The 1,627-nt window shown below is 52.7% G+C and carries 3 protein-coding genes; all 3 read left to right on the top strand.

Annotation, left to right across the window (positions count from 1 at the left end; all coding sequences use genetic code 11):
- A partial coding sequence (locus tag CPT76_RS40580) for a hypothetical protein (protein WP_258168825.1) occupies positions 1-273 on the top strand: 273 nt, incomplete at its 5' end.
- A gap of 18 nt (positions 274-291) precedes the next feature.
- On the top strand, positions 292-765 hold the full coding sequence (locus tag CPT76_RS26665) for a helical membrane plugin domain-containing protein (protein WP_105445051.1): 474 nt from the start codon (positions 292-294) through the stop codon (positions 763-765).
- A gap of 580 nt (positions 766-1,345) precedes the next feature.
- Positions 1,346-1,627 (top strand): ChbG/HpnK family deacetylase (locus tag CPT76_RS37840; RefSeq protein WP_181153060.1); only part of this gene is annotated, 282 nt, incomplete at its 3' end.

The following is a 1,627-nucleotide window of genomic DNA, read 5'->3' as shown; positions in this document are numbered from 1 at the left end:
ATTACCGACCGCGTCCACCGCAACGAGCTGTACGTGCCGATGCACTCGGTCAGCCNCGAAAACGCGGTCAACCTGCTCACCGGCAATGCGGTCGATGTGCGCACGCACACGCCGGCCTATAAGCAGACGCGCGTGCGGATGCAGATTCTGAACGTGAAGGGTACCAATCCGCTGCCGCTGACCAATCCGCGCAACAAGAAGCGCTATCCGCAGGAAGGCGTCGAGGTGCACCGGAAATGGAGCCGGCCGGATTATGTATCGCTCGTCGATTAAAGGAAAGGTGGAATCTATATGGCACAACCGATTTCATACATCAAAAAACGCGAGCTGACGGAAGAAGAGCTGAAGCAGCAGTCGCTGGAGCAGCTGACGGATTCTATCGCCGAGCATGAGCAGGCGCTAGAAAAAGCCATCGGGGTGCTCAGCGAGCTGCACGACAGCGGCATTCTGGAAGCGGCTGAGTCGCTGCTGAAGGCCAAAGCCAAAGTGGCCGAAATCGTCCTGGGCCAGGCCACCCGGCCGGAAGTGACAAACATGATCAACAACGGCATGGCCGCCGCCGGCGCCCTCGCCGCTATCGATCCGGAGCAGACAGCGAAGTTGCTCGGCAGTGTGGCCAAGGGCCTGGAGGAGGCCAATCAGCCGCAGGATAAAAAAGTGACAGTCTTCTCCCTCATGAATGCGCTGAAGGATCCTGACGTGAACCGGGCGATCGGCTTCGGGTTGCGGTTTCTGAAAGGCATGGGCAAAGGCCTGGGGGAATGAGTCAAATAAGAACAGCCGATGATCATAAGCCGATAAAAACAAACGGATAGAAATAGCAAGATGAAATAGACCCTTTGCGGGAGTACCGCAAAGGGTCTGTTTCGTTTCTGAAGTTTCGATAATTCAAAGGATAATTCTTTCGTTGCCGAGCTTAATCTTGCCATTCGTATAATATTACATATATTTGCAAATAAAAATACATCATTGATAATATAAGTGTTTTAACGCCTTTGCCAAAATGCTTAATGGCGTGCGTGATCTACAGGATTCGTCGCCCATGAGCCATTGTTCACATCATATAAAAAGAGGGGAAATCGTGTATTTACTCGCATGGATTATATTAATCATTACCGGTTTGGTGTCCGTAGTTCATATTTTATTTGGATTAGCAGACTTAGGTGAAGAAATGAAACTGGCGGTTAAAATTTCACAGTTTCTATTCTTTTCTTCGTTGTTATTTATTGTGATTCGAATCCCTCGACCTTGATTCTCCTAAACTGGAACCACCGGTTCCCTCTTCGTTCGATAATGATCCTCTCCCTGCATGGAAATACGTTATTCAATTAGGAGGCGACGTCCCTTGAACCTCGCTCAAGCTTTGGGCTTCCCGCCGGATGCGCGGCTGCTGATCATCAATGCGGATGACTATGGCATGTGCCACTCGGCCAACGCGGGCATCCAGCTGCTGCTTGCCGAAGGGGCCATTTCCTCGGCAACGATCATGATGCCGTGCCCGTGGGCCAAAGAGGCTGCCCAATGGGCGGCCGCGCGCCCGGACGTGGACGTCGGTGTCCACTTGACCTTTACCAGCGAGTGGGACACCTACCGCTGGGGACCGGTCACCCGCCGGCAGTCGGTGTCC

Source organism: Paenibacillus sp. AR247, from assembly GCF_002968895.1.
GTDB classification, from domain to species: Bacteria; Bacillota; Bacilli; order Paenibacillales; family Paenibacillaceae; genus Paenibacillus_AQ; species Paenibacillus_AQ favisporus.
The sequence above is the reverse complement of the archived record's forward strand: the minus strand, read 5'-3'. Positions and strand labels throughout refer to the sequence as shown.

Coding starts and splice junctions, on each gene's coding strand:
- CPT76_RS26665 (WP_105445051.1), top strand. CDS start 292: ATGGCACAACCGATTTCATACATCAAAAAACGCGAGCTGACGGAAGAA.